The 14,483-nt window shown below is 34.9% G+C and carries 28 protein-coding genes and 4 pseudogenes; 22 read left to right on the top strand and 10 right to left on the bottom strand.

Annotated features, from left to right (window positions below):
- Positions 1-238 (top strand): hypothetical protein (locus QW060_RS26705; RefSeq protein WP_290365561.1); only part of this gene is annotated, 238 nt, incomplete at its 5' end.
- Between the two features lie 96 nt (positions 239-334).
- On the opposite strand, the gene QW060_RS26700 is transcribed toward QW060_RS26705, so the two are convergent.
- The 7 genes from QW060_RS26700 to QW060_RS26670 form a co-directional block, all read right to left on the bottom strand.
- On the bottom strand, positions 335-952 hold the full coding sequence (locus QW060_RS26700) for an NAD(P)-dependent oxidoreductase (RefSeq protein WP_290365560.1): 618 nt from the start codon (positions 950-952) through the stop codon (positions 335-337).
- Between the two features lie 24 nt (positions 953-976).
- Positions 977-1,204 carry a hypothetical protein gene (locus QW060_RS26695; RefSeq protein WP_290365559.1) on the bottom strand — a complete coding sequence of 76 codons (228 nt, stop codon included), beginning with the start codon at positions 1,202-1,204 and terminating at the stop codon, positions 977-979.
- On the bottom strand, positions 1,111-1,326 hold the full coding sequence (locus tag QW060_RS26690; protein ID WP_290365558.1) for a hypothetical protein: 216 nt from the start codon (positions 1,324-1,326) through the stop codon (positions 1,111-1,113). Before QW060_RS26690 ends, QW060_RS26695 begins: the two co-directional genes overlap by 94 nt.
- A complete protein-coding gene (locus tag QW060_RS26685) occupies positions 1,319-1,450 on the bottom strand; it encodes a hypothetical protein (protein ID WP_290365557.1) in 132 nt (43 codons plus the stop codon). The genes QW060_RS26690 and QW060_RS26685 overlap by 8 nt, the downstream gene beginning before the upstream one ends.
- A gap of 77 nt (positions 1,451-1,527) precedes the next feature.
- On the bottom strand, positions 1,528-1,779 hold the full coding sequence (locus tag QW060_RS26680) for a helix-turn-helix domain-containing protein (protein WP_290365556.1): 252 nt from the start codon (positions 1,777-1,779) through the stop codon (positions 1,528-1,530).
- Positions 1,752-2,237 carry a hypothetical protein gene (locus QW060_RS26675; RefSeq protein WP_290365555.1) on the bottom strand — a complete coding sequence of 162 codons (486 nt, stop codon included), beginning with the start codon at positions 2,235-2,237 and terminating at the stop codon, positions 1,752-1,754. The genes QW060_RS26680 and QW060_RS26675 overlap by 28 nt, the downstream gene beginning before the upstream one ends.
- A 22-nt stretch (positions 2,238-2,259) precedes the next feature.
- Positions 2,260-2,412 (bottom strand): hypothetical protein, encoded by a 153-nt coding sequence (locus QW060_RS26670; RefSeq protein ID WP_290365554.1) that lies wholly within the window; start codon positions 2,410-2,412, stop codon positions 2,260-2,262.
- 353 nt (positions 2,413-2,765) lie between these two features.
- On the opposite strand from QW060_RS26670, the gene QW060_RS26665 reads away from it, so the two are divergent.
- Positions 2,766-2,954 (top strand): hypothetical protein, encoded by a 189-nt coding sequence (locus tag QW060_RS26665; protein ID WP_290365553.1) that lies wholly within the window; start codon positions 2,766-2,768, stop codon positions 2,952-2,954.
- Here the strand turns inward: QW060_RS26665 and QW060_RS26660 are convergent.
- A complete protein-coding gene (locus QW060_RS26660) occupies positions 2,928-3,248 on the bottom strand; it encodes a hypothetical protein (protein ID WP_290365552.1) in 321 nt (106 codons plus the stop codon). The genes QW060_RS26665 and QW060_RS26660 overlap by 27 nt on opposite strands.
- 99 nt (positions 3,249-3,347) lie before the next feature.
- Here QW060_RS26660 and QW060_RS26655 point away from each other — a divergent pair, with 99 nt between their 5' ends.
- The 8 genes and pseudogenes from QW060_RS26655 (at position 3,348) to QW060_RS26620 (ending at position 7,196) form a co-directional block, all read left to right on the top strand.
- On the top strand, positions 3,348-3,731 hold the full coding sequence (locus QW060_RS26655) for a hypothetical protein (protein ID WP_290365551.1): 384 nt from the start codon (positions 3,348-3,350) through the stop codon (positions 3,729-3,731).
- Positions 3,732-3,985: 254 nt separating this feature from the next.
- A pseudogene (locus QW060_RS26650) lies at positions 3,986-4,828 on the top strand (DUF808 family protein).
- A 173-nt stretch (positions 4,829-5,001) separates the two neighbouring features.
- Positions 5,002-5,235, top strand: coding sequence for a hypothetical protein (locus tag QW060_RS26645; RefSeq protein ID WP_290365550.1), 234 nt, complete (start codon positions 5,002-5,004; stop codon positions 5,233-5,235).
- Between the two features lie 457 nt (positions 5,236-5,692).
- Complete coding sequence (locus QW060_RS26640) at positions 5,693-5,953, top strand: hypothetical protein (RefSeq protein WP_290365549.1); 261 nt, start codon at positions 5,693-5,695, stop codon at positions 5,951-5,953.
- Entirely contained in the window at positions 5,908-6,015 is a 108-nt protein-coding gene (locus tag QW060_RS28820; protein WP_397386147.1) for a hypothetical protein, read from the top strand. The genes QW060_RS26640 and QW060_RS28820 overlap by 46 nt, the downstream gene beginning before the upstream one ends.
- 148 nt (positions 6,016-6,163) lie before the next feature.
- The gene (locus tag QW060_RS26630; RefSeq protein ID WP_290365547.1) at positions 6,164-6,340 is read left to right on the top strand and encodes a hypothetical protein; all 177 of its coding nucleotides are present in this window, start codon (positions 6,164-6,166) and stop codon (positions 6,338-6,340) included.
- Between the two features lie 149 nt (positions 6,341-6,489).
- A complete protein-coding gene (locus QW060_RS26625; protein ID WP_290365546.1) occupies positions 6,490-6,900 on the top strand; it encodes a hypothetical protein in 411 nt (136 codons plus the stop codon).
- 11 nt (positions 6,901-6,911) lie between these two features.
- Positions 6,912-7,196 carry a hypothetical protein gene (locus QW060_RS26620; RefSeq protein WP_290365545.1) on the top strand — a complete coding sequence of 95 codons (285 nt, stop codon included), beginning with the start codon at positions 6,912-6,914 and terminating at the stop codon, positions 7,194-7,196.
- Between the two features lie 84 nt (positions 7,197-7,280).
- Here the strand turns inward: QW060_RS26620 and QW060_RS26615 are convergent, their stop codons facing one another.
- The gene (locus QW060_RS26615; RefSeq protein WP_290365544.1) at positions 7,281-7,526 is read right to left on the bottom strand and encodes a hypothetical protein; all 246 of its coding nucleotides are present in this window, start codon (positions 7,524-7,526) and stop codon (positions 7,281-7,283) included.
- Here QW060_RS26615 and QW060_RS26610 point away from each other — a divergent pair.
- From QW060_RS26610 to QW060_RS26545, 12 genes and pseudogenes are all read left to right on the top strand, one after another.
- Positions 7,515-7,658, top strand: coding sequence for a hypothetical protein (locus tag QW060_RS26610; protein ID WP_290365543.1), 144 nt, complete (start codon positions 7,515-7,517; stop codon positions 7,656-7,658). The two genes, QW060_RS26615 and QW060_RS26610, sit on opposite strands and share 12 nt — an antisense overlap.
- Positions 7,659-7,829: 171 nt before the next feature.
- A pseudogene (locus QW060_RS26605) lies at positions 7,830-8,397 on the top strand (integrase core domain-containing protein).
- A 169-nt stretch (positions 8,398-8,566) separates the two neighbouring features.
- Positions 8,567-8,857 (top strand): hypothetical protein, encoded by a 291-nt coding sequence (locus tag QW060_RS26600; RefSeq protein ID WP_290365542.1) that lies wholly within the window; start codon positions 8,567-8,569, stop codon positions 8,855-8,857.
- A 205-nt stretch (positions 8,858-9,062) separates the two neighbouring features.
- Positions 9,063-9,317 (top strand): ATP-binding cassette domain-containing protein, encoded by a 255-nt coding sequence (locus tag QW060_RS26595; protein WP_317623273.1) that lies wholly within the window; start codon positions 9,063-9,065, stop codon positions 9,315-9,317.
- Positions 9,263-9,892, top strand: coding sequence for an ATP-binding cassette domain-containing protein (locus QW060_RS26590; protein WP_290365541.1), 630 nt, complete (start codon positions 9,263-9,265; stop codon positions 9,890-9,892). The genes QW060_RS26595 and QW060_RS26590 overlap by 55 nt, the downstream gene beginning before the upstream one ends.
- Positions 9,893-9,934: 42 nt before the next feature.
- Positions 9,935-10,991, top strand: a pseudogene (locus QW060_RS26585) (linear amide C-N hydrolase).
- 259 nt (positions 10,992-11,250) lie between these two features.
- The gene (locus QW060_RS26570) at positions 11,251-11,556 is read left to right on the top strand and encodes a hypothetical protein (protein ID WP_290365538.1); all 306 of its coding nucleotides are present in this window, start codon (positions 11,251-11,253) and stop codon (positions 11,554-11,556) included.
- Positions 11,493-11,663: a DinB family protein gene (locus QW060_RS26565; protein ID WP_290365537.1), complete on the top strand. Its 171-nt coding sequence runs from the start codon at positions 11,493-11,495 to the stop codon at positions 11,661-11,663. The genes QW060_RS26570 and QW060_RS26565 overlap by 64 nt, the downstream gene beginning before the upstream one ends.
- A gap of 214 nt (positions 11,664-11,877) precedes the next feature.
- A complete protein-coding gene (locus QW060_RS26560) occupies positions 11,878-12,150 on the top strand; it encodes a hypothetical protein (RefSeq protein ID WP_290365536.1) in 273 nt (90 codons plus the stop codon).
- Positions 12,126-12,416 (top strand): hypothetical protein, encoded by a 291-nt coding sequence (locus QW060_RS26555; RefSeq protein ID WP_290365535.1) that lies wholly within the window; start codon positions 12,126-12,128, stop codon positions 12,414-12,416. Before QW060_RS26560 ends, QW060_RS26555 begins: the two co-directional genes overlap by 25 nt.
- Before the next feature lie 5 nt (positions 12,417-12,421).
- A complete protein-coding gene (locus tag QW060_RS26550; RefSeq protein WP_290365534.1) occupies positions 12,422-12,712 on the top strand; it encodes a DUF1905 domain-containing protein in 291 nt (96 codons plus the stop codon).
- A 53-nt stretch (positions 12,713-12,765) separates the two neighbouring features.
- Positions 12,766-12,888 (top strand): hypothetical protein, encoded by a 123-nt coding sequence (locus QW060_RS26545; RefSeq protein WP_290365533.1) that lies wholly within the window; start codon positions 12,766-12,768, stop codon positions 12,886-12,888.
- Positions 12,889-13,084: 196 nt separating this feature from the next.
- Here the strand turns inward: QW060_RS26545 and QW060_RS26540 are convergent.
- Positions 13,085-14,483 (bottom strand): annotated as a pseudogene (locus QW060_RS26540) (DHA2 family efflux MFS transporter permease subunit); the annotation flags it as partial.

Genomic DNA, 14,483 nt, shown 5'->3' with positions numbered 1-14,483 from the left:
TATAGCATTAGCGACATTACTTTTTACTAAAAAACAGGGTCAGTTGAACCATAATGAAGGTGATCATTTTATTAAGATTATATTCTTAGAAGCTGAAAGCGAAGAAGCTGTCGAAAAAGACAGCTTCTTTTTTTTATCATTTTCTCCATATCCTGTTTATCTTTTAATTGAAAAAAGGGTTGAAGAATTTTTCGATTATATTGATTTGAAAAACGAAATGTTTGAGATATTCTTTTGAAGAAATGAACTAATATGCTTCATTTTCTGTTTATTTTATAAAGTATATACTGAAGAAAACAACTGTAATCAATAGCCAGACTCTAATAAGCAACAGCTACTTTTTGATGAATGTATTTTGGAGCAACAGCGTGCTTAATGATAAAGTCAGCAAGGTCCCTACGACTGATTTTACTACCGCCTTTTGACAATGGTCCTGTAGTGTTCTGTAGCTACCTCTTTCTTTTCCATTAGTCAATCGGCTTGGTCTGATGATCGTCCAGTCAATATCTTTACTGCTTTCTAAGATACGTTCCCATTTCTGCATATCGGCATAGATGTTTTTAAATAATGGCTGAACAATGTATTTAATAATACGGCTTCGGGTTGCTGGGTCTGTTGGGTCAAATGCCCCGGCCGTCAGAGTAACAAGCCTTTTTACGCCGGTTTTCTGCATCACGGCAATAATCTGCTGCCCGCCTTTAGAGTAAATCTCTGTTGGTCTCCTTGATGTTCCGGTTCCCAATGCAGAAATTACAACGTCGCATGTACTTAACTGTTCCTTATAAGTTTTCAGTATCATACACACCGCTTTGATGATAGTCAAATGATGATGCCTGATTGAGATTGCATCGGGATTACGGGCTAAAACAAATACCGGGCAATTGTGTTCCAGTAATTTAATCAGAATTTCTTTACCAGTGCCTCCTGTCGCGCCAAATAGAAAGATGTTCATATTTTATAATTTATAGAGTAGTAGTTATTTTTGTATTCCGTTTTCCTCATATCTGAAGTACGCCACAATAGCCAATACAGTACTTAAAATAGCAAGGATAGTTCTTGCAATATGTATCATTTCCCATCGCTGCAGTTCAAACGCAACATCATCAGGATTCATGGTCTGATTGATAAACTGCAAATTGACAGACAGATAATAACCAAAAACATCAGCAGAATAATACCATTGGAAATATTGGCATATAGCCATATTTCTTTAGATTTTTCTTTGTTTTTTCGGGCTAAAATATAAGCGTAAGCCGTAAAAAGAAGGGGTAAAATCTGCATGGGTAACATTGTAATACCCACGTGCGGTCCATTATGGCTAACCAAACCATAAGTTCTGTTGGTGGCAAGACTTCCAAAACGGCACGAGAATAAACAAAATAGTAATACAGCCTCCTGCAAAAAGTCCTGATAAAGCTATTGTGATATTATAAAATAAGGTGTTTTTCATTTTTCCTTTTTAGTATTGATGAATGCTGTAAATTCACAACTTTAATTTAAAAAATATAGGGATCCAGCGTGCTGTTATCAGGACATATCGTGCATTAAATTGGAGCGGTACTCTTGAGGAGAAATACCGATTGTTTTTTTAAACAACCTGCTGAAATAAGAAGGATCGCTAAAGTTAAGCTGGTACGCAATGTCGGATACAGAACCGGAAAAATCCTGTAAAAGCTTTTGAGATTGGATGATGATAAACTCCTGTGTAAACTGCTTTGCCGATTTGTTCCAGATGTTTTGTACGCAACGGTTCAGATAGTTGGGGGAAATATGCAACATGCTTGCATAGTCATTGATGCTGTAATGAGCCGAAAAATGTTTATACACCAACTCTCTGAACAAAACAGCGATATCAAATTGTCTTGAGAGTCCTTTTCTGAGTTCTGATGATTCAGAAATTTTAACAATAAAGATTGAAAAAGATGTAATACAATTTGTTCATCACATTCCGGTGCTTCCAGTTCGCGTATGATCAACTTACAAGTCAGCTCCAAAAATTCACTTTCATTTTTTTGTAGTTGAATAATCGGAGCAGTGGTAAACAACTTAATAAAACTACCGTGATCTTTGAATTGCTGTAAGATTTTATCTTCAAATAAGATATAAAACCCTTTTACATTACGTGACTGTCGCAATAATGATGTTACTTCGCCCTGCATCACAAACAGAGCCTGATTTTCGGACACCTTTTTTATTTCATTACCTACCTGCTGCTCAAAATTTCCACTGGTAGGCAATACATAAAATTAAAATTTGCTTTTAGCAAAGGCGTTGGGGTAAGTATATCAGGGCTGAATAGATTTTCTGCCTTGTATATCTGTATGGGAGTTTCAAATATACCGAAATGTATCCGGAAAATTCCGGATGTAGTTCTTTGTAAATTCCTTGAATGTTAATATAGTTATTTTTCATTTTTTGCTATGACAATATGATGTAGGCCATTCGGTGTGAGCTTATAATTTCAGAGTTCTTTAATCATGATTCTTTTTAGAAAACGAATGAAATCAGAGGATTAGTAGAAAATACACTATAGGCTTTTTAATTTGTTGACACTCAAATATTTTGTATATTTACGCGTTCTTTTATAATTGTAACCCTCCTGAATAAAGGAATAATTTAAAGGGTTGAGCAATCAATACATTAAACTCAGTAAGTAATATTAATAAGTAAAAAATATACTGTATTTTTAAAACAGAAGATAAACATAATGATTCTCCTCATGTTGCTTGATGTGAGATTCTGATAACAATAAAAAAGATCTTGATTTGGATAAAATCGTGATTACCTTAAATTATAATTACCAACAAAGCTATATTAAAAAATATTATATCCCAAATAATGAAAGAAAACTACAATTCTCACCATTCAGAAAAACACTCCTCAAAACGAAAACGAGTCGATACAATACAATATATAAATCAACAGCCTCAGACCGTTTTTTTCAGCCAGAATGAAACGAAAAGCAACGGAATGGGTATAGCAGGTTTTATTCTGTCATTGATAGCAATTTTTGTAGGATGGATTCCTTTTATTGGCTGGCTGGTGTGGTTACTGGGATTAATCTTTTCGTTTGTAGGTATTTTTAAAGCACCTAAAGGGTTCGCCATTGCAGGATTGGTAATCTCATTAATAGGATTCATACTATTGATTTTTGTATTCGGTGCAATTTTAGCATTGCAGTTTAAGTGCATAAAGGTTTTGTAAAGATTCAGGAAGGATGTGTATATTTGATTATAACGCTTAATCAATGAAAAAACAATTTACCTTTTTTAGTCTTCTTTTTACGGTAACAGCTTTTAACAGAACCGTAGGCAGACGATTTTTCACATATAGTACCAAAAGGATATGTGATTTTCGACAAAGTATATGGTGATCTGAATAAAGACGGACGCGATGATTGTGTGCTTATCATCAAAGATACAGACAAATCAAAAGTGGTCATCAATTCTTATAATCAATTAGTAGATCGCAACAGAAGAGGAATCATCGTATTGTTTTCTGATCCAAAATTACTTATACTTCTGTTGTTAGAAATTATTTCCTGTTTCTCATCAGAAAACGAAGAGGGTGGAGTATATTTTCCACCTGATATGTCCGTAGAAATACAAAAAGGAAATTTATACATACATTATGGATATGGAAGATATGGATATGGCGGTATACTTTCCGGTTTCAAAAATCAGATTTTGAGCTTATCGGATATGATGAAAGCAATAATTATGGCCCCATAATTGACAGTCAAATCAGCATCAATTTTCTGACAAAAAAGAAACTGCTAAAAAGAAACACTAACGGAAGTCCCGATCAGGAATCGGGTGAGGAAATCTTTAAAGAAAGCTGGCTGCCGGTTAAACCGATAAACTTCTTAAAATTATCCGATATAAAAGATTTTGATACCCTTGAGATGCCGTAAAAAGAAGTGATATTTTTTTGAATGCGATAAAGGAAATTTTACTGAAAAGCATTATATTTACATCAAAAAAATATGGCTTCAGGAATTTTTGCAATTTTAGATGATTTAGCAGCGCTGATGGATGATGTCGCAGTTGCAGGTAAAGTTGCAACAAAAAAACAGCAGCAATTTTAGGGGATGATTTGGCTGTAAATGCTGAAAAAGCAACTGTTTTCTTTCTTCCAGAGAATTGCCGGTTTTATGGAAATAACCAAAGGTTCATTGCTGAATAAGTTAATTATTATTCCAATCGCTTTTTTTATTGAATTTTTTTCTTCCAGTAGCTATTAAAATTGTTTTAGTAATAGGTGGCTTTTATCTGGCGTATGAAGGAATGGAAAAAATTATTGAATTTTTATTTCATAAACAAAAAAAAGGAACAGAAGTCATTGAAAAGAATACACTTGATGATCAGCAAGCCGAAAAACTAAAAGTACGTTCTGCAATTTCAACTGATTTTATTCTTTCAATTGAAATTGTCATTCTCGCATTAGGATCTGTTTTGACAGCGCCTCTTGAAGTACAGATACTCACGGTTTGTGTAGTAGCTATTCTGGCAACAATGGCGTATTTGGTATTGTCGCTTTGATCGTAAGAATGGATGATGCCGGATATCATTTAATAAAAAAGTCTCATGAGAAAGGTTTTTTTAATTCGGTGGGGCGTACACTTGTTAAATCGTTGCCAATAGTAATTAAAATTTTAGGGATTGTAGGAACCATTGCACTAATATTAGTCTCAGGTGGAATTTTCTCCCACAATATTCCTTTTCTTCATGATTTTCTGACCTCATGGCCTTCTGTAATCAGAGAAAGTCTTTTTGGCATTATAGCAGGTACGCTGGTGGTAGCCGTAGTTACTTTGGTAAAAAGATAGTGGTAAAGTTCAAAACAAAATAGAATAAAGAGGGTCAAATGATCCTCTTTATATTTTATCAAATCTGCTAAAAAGTATTTTGTAGAATGCTGAGAAAAATAAATTACAGAAAAGTGTAACATTATCATGTGATATGTATCTAAAAGAAAAATATTCATTTAAAAAATCTGAAAATGAAAAAAGCGCTCTTTTGGTTAAGCATAGCTTATTTAATGTTCCAAAGTGCTCCTGTATGGGCACAAACAATAGATGTTCCTTTTGAAATTAAAAAAACAGGCACCGGAAATCAATCTCTTATCTTTATTCCGGGGTTTGCCAGTTCGGTGACGTATGGAAAGCAACAACAGCTCATTTTGAGACTGAATTTACATGTTATACTTTCACGATGGCTGGTTTTGCGGGTATAAAACCGCAGAAAGATCCTTCTTTTGAAAAATTAAAAAACTACCTTTTGATTTAATTTTTATTATTAGAATATATTCATGTGATGATGATGGTTGTAAAGAAAGTAAGTTTGAAAAACTGATGTAAGACCTCTGACGTTGCATTTTTTTAATATATTTACGAATATGTTAACTTATAAAACCGTTGTTAATCATGATTTTATTTCGTTTTTTAATTCTAAGCTTTTTTTTATGTTATTCGGTATCTGTATTGTCCCAAACAAATTACAATAAAAGATTCTCTTTCAGGATATATAAATATCATAGCATAGCTGAGCAGAGTCCTTTTTCAGAAAAGTTTAATTAATATCAATTCTTTTTTAGATTTTAATTTAAAGAAAGTTTTTTTATAAAGAATAAGCTTGGCATGGATTCTATCGCAGATCTAGGCGGCACAAAGTACGATGACAAAAGTGTTCTTATGACTTCTCCAACTCATGATGAAACAGGATATATTACCTATAGAAATTTTGAAACAAAGGAAGTGTCATTTAATTATCAAAAAGTTGGTCCCTTACCTGCGTATAAAGTGATTGATGATTGGATTGAAATGGAATGGAACATATTAGAGGATACTAAAATAATTGCAGGTAAATTAGCTAAGAGGCTACACACTACATTTAGAGGTACTGATTTATTGTTTGGTTTACTAACGATATACCACTTCCTTACGGGCCTTTAAAACTTTTTGGATTGCCAGGAGTAATTTTAGAAGTTTGGTTTGATAATAGCAGCAACAGATAATTGCATACGAAGTATGTTACCCTTGTGAAAATATTAATAAGATTGTTCCTCCGCCTGAAACGCTTACTAAAACAATCCAAGAACACGTACATATTCGAGATAATTTCGAATATTATTTATTTTTAGAAATGAATAAAATAGCAAGGGAATGATTATGTTGAAAGAAATGCCTACTGAAAAAGGTGTTTTAGAAAAAAGAAAGCAAAACTTAGAAAAAATATATGAGTGGGAAAATAAAAAAACTAAACGCTTGGTTAAGTCTTCAGAATTGAGAAAAATGGTTTCTCCGAAAGAAATATTAATGAGAGTGGTGATGTTAAAGTAAATAGTTTTCCTTCTCAGATAACCCAAGTAATTATATCAATCAATAAAATATGGTTTACAACCGAATCAATATCCTTGTAAAAACAATTTTCTAGGTAATCATCTAATCCCGAAATATATATAGTTTATAAAATGATAAAACTATTATCAATGCTTACTATTGGAACGATCATATTAGTTGGAAATCCAATTAAAGAATTAAAAGCTAATGAGCCTCCTACACAACAACAAGCCCAAAAACTTAATCAATCGAAAGAAAGTTTTGATGTTTATTTAAATTCAGAAAATAAAATTGAATATAGAAAATATGACTTCAGAAGAATAAAAGGAACAGAATTACCTTTTAAAATTATTCCCAATAAAGAAGATAAATATTCATTTGAAGCATACAGACCAACCTCAAAATCAAAGATGGTTGGCTTGTTGGCTATGATTATGGTGAATTCCGAGGTAATTTGTTTTGGTTTAACGAAGATGGTACTAAATACGAAAAAATTACAACAGGAAATATTAAGAATATTTTTGAGATCAATGGCAAAATATTCATCACAGAAGGCTTAGCGCATTTATCTATGTCAAGCGGTCAAATATTTCAAATTGAGAAAAAAAATGATAACTGGATTGTTGAAAAGAAAGTTGAATTACCTGCAGCGCCATATGCTACTACGTTGACTAAAGACAAGGAGTTTTTAATAGTAACTTCACACGGACTAATAAAAGTTAATCAAGACTTTGAAATAGAAACTCTTATTAAAGAGGGGTTTTGGAAGGTGTATTTATACCCTAATTCCATTCAAATTACTGGAGAAGATATATACATAGGAATGCGTGGAGGAATATTAAAACGAATTAAATAATCTCACAAATCAAATTTGGTTAATAAAGTAATTACTGTTTGTAACGAATTGATTTTTTTAAACTATTACCGACATCATTGATGTTTATTTACGATCACTTTTATATAATTTAAAATAATGAAATACACATACTGACTTTATGATTGATTTTAGTGTCAGCATTTTTTTTTTACTTCCTGTAACATTTCTGATGATAATCATCCTGTATATGAGATTGAGAAGTCTAAAGCTCAAATTCACGAATACAATACACATCATAATATAGCAACTGCTATAGTCACTGTTAAAACCAAAGGTAAGGTCTTTACAAGTGGATATGTGGTGTTTCATTATAATCAAAAGGATACCGTAAGAACCGAATCTTTACTCTTTGGATATAGTGAAAAAAATGATATTACAATAGCCGAATTTAGAGGTTCATGGTACGTTCCAAAGGAATATACAGAAGCATATATACAGTAGATTTTGTAAAAAACTCTCGATAGGTTATAATAGAGATTAGAGAGTAAGACAACAAAGATTTAATAAATTTCAAAGTAAAAAAACACTAGCTTAATATAAGATGAGTTTAAATGGTAACTTCCCCATTTTAAGACAGATTAAAAGTATTAACTTTAAAAAAATGTTTCTGTCATGAAAAAATCGAAATTTAGTGAAACTCAGATTGTAAAGATTTTACAAGAGTATGATTTAGGTAAATCTACTCAGATTATTTGTCGCGATATGGAATCGCTGCACCTACTTTTTACTCTTGGAAGAAAAAATATTCAGGAATGAGTTCGTCTTAACTCAAAGAACTAAAATCGTTACAAGAGGAAAATGCTTATTATTCGATACCTGCCCGAAAAACTCATCGAAAGGCTAAAGATTTGATTAGAGAAAGAGGGCTTCCTAAAACTATACGTACAGATAATGGACCGGAATTTATTTCAAAATCATTCAGAATATTTTGTGAACAAAATAAAATAACTTTAAAATTTATTCAACCTGGTAAACCAGCTCAAAATGCTTATATAGAAGATTTAACAGGACTTTTAGAGAAGATGTTTTAGATGCTTATTTATTTGAAGATCTATTAGAAGTAAATGCTTTGGCTTTTAATTGGCAAGTAAATTATAATCAAAATCACCCTCACAAAGCTTTAAAAGGAATGAGTCCTTGGATATATGAAAATCAAATAATGAAAATAATTAATAACTAATTTTTTATATTTTTAACTTGTCCGAAAAAGGGGAAGCCTACAAAAGGGGAAGCCTACACTACCTGTTTGGGAGCTTATATAACTGTAATGGCAATGTTGGTATTTATCTTTTCTCTACAATAAACTATTAGTAAATTACAAAGATCTCAGCACTACGGATACTAATAAAATGTATCTTGAAAAATTAAAGGTTATTAAAGAAAAGGAACATCGCATTCAAACCCGAAGCTTGACATTATATTTTGTGATGCTGTCAACCGGAATAGTACTTTATCTTTATGAGTATCTTTTAAAGATGCCTTTAATTCTGGCCATTATATTTTCTGTTTTTACCTTATTGTGGATCGCTTTTTCGTGGTTCTATCTGCGACCAAAACAAATTCGACTACAGCAGAAAAAAACAGATCATCTCATTCAAAAACTGGAACAACTAAACATGCAATTCAGACATAAAGAATAAAAATAAGTACTCAATTTGCAAAATACAGAATAAAAAAATTAACTTTGCAGTAATAAACTTAATAATACCTCCATGTAAAAAGCATTTTTTTTCGGACGATAAAAACAGGTTTCTTTTAAGAAGCATGCCTGTATATTAATACCTTAAAAAAAGAATGCATGTTACATTTACAAAACATCAGTTATACACATCCTGATAAAATCGACTGTTTACCAACATCAGTCTCACTCTTTATAAAAATCGAAAAGTTGCTTTAATTGGAAACAATGGCGCAGGGAAGTCCACTCTTTTAAAAATAATAGCTGGTACGTTAGAAATTGCTGAAGGTGTGAGAAAAATTCATACCGATCCTTATTATGTTCCACAGGTATTTGGCCATTCAATGAGCTTACTGTTGCCGAAGCATTGCATATTGACAAAAAGCTTAAATCATTACATGAAATTCTCAATGGAAATGTAACTGAAGAATACCTAACCATTCTCAATGATGACTGGACATTGGAAGACCGCTGTCGTGAAGCATTGGAATACTGGAAACTGCAGGATATTGAGTTACAGCAAAAAATGGAGACCTTAAGCGGAGGCCAAAAAAATAAAGTTTTCTTGGCAGGAATGATGATTCATGAACCGGAGCTGGCTTTATTAGACGAACCGAGTAACCATTTGGATACTGAGGGGAGAGCGTTTGCACAATCACAATATAAAAAGGTATATGCCTATGATGTCTATCAAAAAGACTGGGCTATGGTTAAAAACGGAAGTGGCGGCTATGGCTTTATCGATCGCAGCGGCAAAGAAGTAGTACCTTCTGTGTACCGTAAGATTGAGAAATTCGGCGTTTATCACAAAGATCAGGCACTCGTAAGAAATATAAGCGGCGGGGCTATGGCTTTATTGACCGAAGCGGAAAAGAAGTGGTTCCGGCGATTTATGAGCTCAAAGAAATTAAAGCCCGGTTTAAAAATTGGAGGAATAAATGAGTTGTTACACATTACATTCCTTTTGTTGCTAAGGCGTATTTGGTTATCTTTATAATACTGTTTTGATAGAAACAGTAAACCATAAAAACAAAAGACCATGGAAAAAATGTACGCAAAACTTTTAGGAGGGGCACTCTCTCTGTTTTTTATTTTTGGCAGCACCAAAGCAGATGCCTGCAAACGGGTTGTTTATAAAGGCCCTCAAAATACCGTAGTTACTGCGCGTTCAATGGATTGGAAAGATGAAATCGCTGCCAATCTATGGGTATTTCCGAGAGGAATGCAACGCGAGGGTAATGTAGGTCCTAATTCTGTAAAGTGGAATTCTCTTTATGGCAGTGTTATTGCCAGTGCATGGGACATAGCCACCGCTGATGGAATGAATGAAAAAGGGTTAGTAGCCAATGTGTTGTGGCTCGTAGAGAGTCAATATCCTTCTTACAATCCGAAAGGAACTGAAAAAGGACTGGCGATTTCTGCCTGGGCTCAATATGTACTCGATAATTTTGCCACCGTAAAAGAAGCAGTAGAAGTATTGAGAAAAGAAGAATTTGTTGTGGTTTCTGATTATATACCAGGAACTACAAAATTTACAACCTTACACTTATCCCTTTCCGATGCTTCAGGTGACAATGCCATTTTTGAATACATCAACGGTAAATTAGTCATTCATCATGATCCGTCGTATACCGTAATGACCAATTCCCCAATTTTTGAAGATCAGCTTGCCATAAATAAATACTGGCAGGGTATTCCGGGTACTATCATGTTGCCGGGTACCAACAGAGCAGCTGACCGGTTTGTGAGAGCGTCTTATTATATCAATGCCATTCCGCAGACGGCTGATACACGAGCTGTGATTGCAAGTGTTTTTAGCGTGATCCGTAAACTGTTCCGTACCGTTCGGAATTTCGTCTCATGAAGAGCCGAATATCTCTTCTACGCGATGGAGATCAGTTTCAGATCATAAAAATCTGGTATATTATTTTGAAACGGTACAAACGCCAAATGTTTTTTGGGTAGATCTTAAAAAAATAGATTTTAGTAAAAAGGAATGGTTAAGAAATTGAACCTGAGTAAAAATGAAACGTATGCAGGGGAAAACATCAAAAGCTTTTGTAAAAGCAGCTCCGTTTGCTTTTATGGGGATTTAATAAAGAACAGATATAATGATTTACGGCTGTAAATCAATTCTATAGGGCTGAAGATTTTTATTTTCAGCCCTTTTTTATATATTTATACAGCAACAGAGGATTATTAAGTGTTTACGAAAAAAGTCTTTTGCGATAACAAAATCAGAAAAATTATGAAGCAACAGCAACTCATTGAACAATTTTATGCCACACACCGGCTTTTTTAGAGTATGTAAACTCACTTTCTCCGGAGGCTTTTATGCATACAAAATCAGGTAAAATGGAATGCAGGTCAGCAGCTCAGCCATATATATCTGTGTCTGCAACCCATCGCAAAGCACTGGTTTCTAAAGATTTTCTCAGAGAAAAATTCGGTACGCTCAACCGTCCTTTGATGGATGAAGCTCATGTGATCACCAGGTATAAAGAAGCTCTTGCAAACGGAGGCAAAGCCCGGAACGTTTTGTACCCGGAGCGTTTAATAGCGAGGAACGCGACAAAGCGACTGCCGAAACGGAACAGTTGCTCACCGGGATTGGTCAATTGTTACAGGATTATACAGAAGAAGAACTGGATACGTTGGTAATGCCGCATCCTTTGCTGGGACCTCTGAGCATTCGCGAAATGATGTATCTCATGACCTATCACGCTACCCATCATCAGTTACAGACAGAAGCTAATCTTAAGAGTTAGTCTGGTGGGGTAAAGGTTGTATAAAGAATTATTTTTTGAAAAAATATTGGAAACAGTTGACATACTGCTGTCATCTGTGACGGATAATTTTGCGGTATTACTAATTAAACAGATAAAGAATGCTGCGTAAATCATATGATTCAACCTATGGAATGGAAATGATCCATTTCAGAAAAAAGAAACCGTAACCCATGATGAACTGCTGAAAGGCGTTTTGAAATTTGAAACAGAACTGGAAAAAATGGAAGGAGTAGTTTTTCACTGCCTTGTCCGGAATTATTCAGGCGTATATGCCCATGTATTGTTTGTGCAGCAAGAAAAAGATCTTGAAGCAGTACAGCAACTTTTAAACAAATCAGACGAACAGTCTTCTTTATTCTATTTGACTGACGAGCTGAGTGTGCAAAGACAATTCCATAAGATCCATAAAAGGATTTTAAAGTTCCCGATTTTTTCTCTTGTATGGAATGCGGTACTTTTTCCTTAAAGCCGCATAAAGAATGGAGCCAGTTAGTAGAGATTTCTGACTATCTGGAAAAGGAATACCTCTATCGTTTTGAAAATACACAGGCTCATTTGTTAGGAACTCTTGCTGAAGGACGCGGTTCAGAAATTACTTTTGGAACAACACTGGGGCAGACAAAAAATATTTGCATGGGATATTTCGATACGTATTGGGGAAGGGAATTGTTGGGAATGATGGATGAAAAAGACCTGCAACTGGATTTTGGTATCTCATCGCTTAATAACTAACGCAAATGCATCAGAAACCACTAACAGATAAGCAATACTTGCTTGAAAAATTTGCCGGTAAAGGCGGGTGGACATTTGTGCGGATTCCCGAAATTGCTCCGGATCGGAACCGTGCTTTCGGATGGGTGAGAGTCAGCGGCCATATGATGATTTTGAAATCAGCGGTTATCATTTACAGCCTATGGGCAATGGAAGTCTTTTTTTGCCGTAAAGCAGAAATCCGAAAAAAAATTCGAAAGACAGCGGTGATTCGGTTCATGTTATTTTATATGCTGATGTACTGCCGGATCAGATAACAGAGGAACTGCAATTATGTTTTAAAGAAGAGCCCGGAGTTTATGAAGCTTTTATGCGCTGTACATCTGAAAAACAACAGCGTATCATCCGATGGATTTATTCGGCTCATGAAGATGGTGAAAAAGCGGAAAGAATCGTCAAAAGTATGAACGATCTGCTGTATCAAAAACGTTGATCTTTCTTTAGGATTCAGTAGAGAAAATGATAAAAACAAACAGCGGTATCTTTTTACAGATACCGCTGTTCTTAATCCCTTTTTATTGCAGGAGCCAATGGATCACATTTACTGTAAATTTACTTCTGCAATTTTTTTAATCAAGAAAGGAATCCCGTCTCAAAGAGATTCCTTTTTTTTATTTTTTGACTGTACACTAATGTATACTCGACGGGTCTACTTTGGTTTTTCCCTGTTTGATCATTAATACAAAGGGTACACAGAGTAAAAACATAACACCGAGGTATAAGAATACATCCATATAGGAAAGTACAGTTGCCTGTTTGGTTACTGAAAAGTCAAGTAACTGGTAGGCTTTTGCCAATGCTTCATTGGGACTGAATCCTTTTCCTATAAAGTTTGCCTGCAACTGAGTGATGCGCTGCTGTACTTCAAAGCTCGTGTCGTTGAGGTGTGAAACCAAATCTACACGGTGGTGTTGCGAATCTCTTGCTATGAAGGTAGTAATGAGCGCAATACCAAATGAACCTCCAAGTTGGCGCATCATCCCTGTAAATGATGCTCCTTCACCAATGGCTTTCCCTTTGAGGGTAGAAAGCGATAAGGTCATTACAGGAACAAACAGTAATCCGAGACTACACCCCGCAATATCAAAGGCCAGAACATATGTTCGGAACCTGTGTCATTGGTAAGTTGCCCATACATGATGAAACAGAAGCCAAAGAAAATGGACAAGCCAGAGCGACCATATATTTCTGGGGAACACCGGATTGAATCATTTTACCGATAAACGGCATCATCAGTCCCGTCATTATGGAACTCGAATGTGCAACATTCCCGCATCGGTAGCAGGCCATCCCAAGATGGATTGTGTATACAGCGGTATGATGAATGTGGAACCGAAAAGACCAAATCCCAGATTAAACTCATAATGGTTCCGATCTGCAGATTTTTATCTTTGAGCACCCGTAAGTTGACTATGGGATTGTCACAGACAAGTTCTCTCCATATAAAGAGGAAAAAGCCGAAAAAAGAAACAATTGAAAGGGTTACAATGGTAGAATTGGCAAACCAGTCATCCTGCTGTCCGTGTTCGAGTACATATTGTAAAGAACCAATAAACATGATGAGAAAGAGCATGCCCCACCAATCGACTTCTTTTGCTGACTTTTTACCTCCGCGTCATATTTAGGGCTGCGTACAAAGGATAGGGTAAGCAAGGTAGCAATAACACCTAAAGGTACGTTGATATAAAATATATAAGGCCATGAAAAATGGTCAATAATATAACCTCCTAAAGGCGGTCCGAGTGTCGGTCCTACAATTACCCCCATTCGTAAATCGCCTGAGCCATACTTCGCTTGGCAGGCGGGTAACTTTCTGTAATGATGGTCTGAGCTGTTACCAGCAATGCTCCGCCACCCATACCCTGAATGAATCGGAAAAAAACAAGTTCCCAGATATTGTAGCATTCCCACACAAAAATGAGGCAACGGTAAAGATGATAATCGATGCCGCAAAATAATTTCTGCGGCCAAATTGCTGTGAAAGCCAACTGGTCATCGGAATAACAATCACATTGGCAATGGCGTAGG

It is taken from the genome of Paenimyroides ceti, from assembly GCF_030409925.1.
The sequence above is the reverse complement of the archived record's forward strand: the minus strand, read 5'-3'. Positions and strand labels throughout refer to the sequence as shown.